The sequence below is a fragment of the Deinococcus sp. genome (genome assembly GCF_030523985.1).
GTDB lineage: Bacteria > Deinococcota > Deinococci > Deinococcales > Deinococcaceae > Deinococcus.
The window spans coordinates 1-2,236 of record NZ_JAUNHK010000169.1; the positions used below are offsets into that span (position 1 = coordinate 1).

The window sequence follows — 2,236 nt, forward strand, 5'->3', positions numbered from 1 at the left end:
TTTCTGGAACGCCTGCGCCAGAATCCGCCGCGCCTGTACGTGGATGGGCAAGAAATCACCGACCCCACCACGCACCCCGCCACCAGAAACATGTGCGAGTCACTAGCGGGCCTCTACGACCTGCAACTTGACCCCGAACTGCGCGACATTCTGACCTATGAGGAAGGCGGCAAACGCTATGCCCGCTCGTTCATGGTGCCGCGCACGAAGGAAGACTTGCGGCTCATTGCTGAATCTCACCGCATCCGCGCCAATTATGGGCTGGGCTTTCTGGGCCGCGCCCCGGATTACATGAACGCCAACGTGATGGCGGCGGGCGCGGGGGCCGAGTATTTCAACTCGTGCAGCGCAGCGATTCCCGGCGACCCGAAGCGCGATTTTGCCGCCAACATGCGCCGCTATTACGAGTTCATCCGCGACAATGACCTGTGCCTGACGCACGCGCTGACCAACCCGCAGGTCAACCGCGCCAAGCTGGCGTCCGAACTGCCCGACCCCTACATCGCGCTGGGGATCGTGGAGGAAACCGAGGAAGGCGTCATTGTGCGCGGCGCTCGCATGATGGCGACCCTGCCGATTGCCGACGAAATCCTGATTTTCCCCAGTACGGTGCTGAAGGAAAACGCCGACAAGAGCCGCTACGCGATGGGCTTCGGCATTCCCACCAACACGCCCGGCCTGAGCTTCCAGTGCCGCGAACCGATTGACGCGGGCCGTGACCCCGAAGACCACCCGCTGAGCAGCCGCTTCGACGAGCAGGACGCCTTCGTGATTTTCGACGACGTGCTGGTGCCCTGGGAGCGCGTCTTCCTGCTGTACGACGTGGAACTTGCCAACAAGGCCTACGCGGGCACCGACGCCGTGCTGCACATGGCCTATCAGGTGGTCAACCTGAAAATTGCCAAGACCGAAGCGTTTCTGGGCACCGCGCAGAGCATCGTCAACGCGATTGGCAGCGGGCAGTTTCAGCACGTGCAGAGCAAAGTCGCGGAAATCATCATCATGCTGGAAATCATGAAGGCGCTGGAAGTCGCTGCCCGTGAGCAGGCCCAGGTCAACGAGTACGGCGTGATGACCCCTGCCCGCGCTCCCCTCGACGCTGCCCGCAACTACTACCCCGCCAACCACGCCCGCCTGCCCGAGCTGCTGCAACTGCTGGGTGCCTCGGGAATCATCATGATGCCCAGCAAAGCTGACCGCGAAGGCCCGCTGGGGCCGCAAATCGCCAAGTACCTGCAAACGGGCAATGCCAGCGCCGAAGACCGCCTCAAGCTGTTCCGCCTCGCCTGGGACATGTCCATGAGCAGCTTTGCGGGTCGCCAGGAACTCTATGAACGCTTCTTCTTCGGTGACCCCGTGCGGATGCACTCGGCGCTGTACGAGGTGTACGACAGCAGCGAGGCGGTGGCGCGGATTGGGGAGTTTTTGAAGCGTAGATAGTTGATGGTCGATGGTTGATGGAAACGGCTTTTCCACCGACCATTTCGTCAATCAAAATCGGAAATTTGATGGTTGGAGGCGCATTTCTCCATCAACCATCACCTATCAACCATCAACATTTGCCGGAGGCAACCATGAAACCCGACATCATCCGCATCGCCCAGGCCACCTTTACCGTTTCCAGCCTGGAAGCCAGCAAAGAGTTTTACGTTGACCTGCTGGGCATGAACGTCTTGCACGAAGAAAACGACGCCCTCTACCTGCGCGGCGTGGAAGACCGCGAGTGGACGCTGAAGCTGGAGAAATGCAAGGACGGCGAAACGCCCCGCGTGCGGCACCTGGGCTACCGCGTGCGCTGCGGCGAGTGCCTGGACAGCCTCGTGGAGCTGGCCGAGCAGCAGGGTCTCCCCCACCGGTGGGAAGAAGAACTCGACCGCCCCAAAATGCTGCGCCTGCAAGACCCGTTCGGCATTCCGGTGGCCTTCTACCACGAGGTCAAAACCTACCCTTGGCTCTTGCAGGAATACCACCAGCACCGGGGGCCGGGGTTGCAGCGCGTAGACCACTGCAACGTGCGTGTGCCCGACGTCAAGGCCACACTGGACTGGTACGGCCAGGAACTGGGCTTCCGCGTCAGCGAGTACACCGTGGACGAACAGGGCGACTACTGGGCGGCCTGGATTCAGCGCCGGGGCGGCGTGCACGATTTTGCGCTCACCAACGGCGCTGGCCCCTGCCTGCACCACTGGGCCTACTGGATGCCCGACGCCATGAGCATCATCAAGACCTGCGACAT

Annotated in this window: 2 protein-coding genes; both read left to right on the top strand. The window is 61.9% G+C overall.

The window, feature by feature from the left end; genetic code table 11:
• Window positions 1-1,440: 4-hydroxyphenylacetate 3-monooxygenase, oxygenase component (hpaB, locus tag Q4C89_RS14425; RefSeq protein WP_303103319.1), on the top strand; the 1,440-nt coding region annotated here is incomplete at its 5' end.
• Between the two features lie 134 nt (window positions 1,441-1,574).
• A partial coding sequence (locus tag Q4C89_RS14430; protein ID WP_303103320.1) for a VOC family protein occupies window positions 1,575-2,236 on the top strand: 662 nt, incomplete at its 3' end.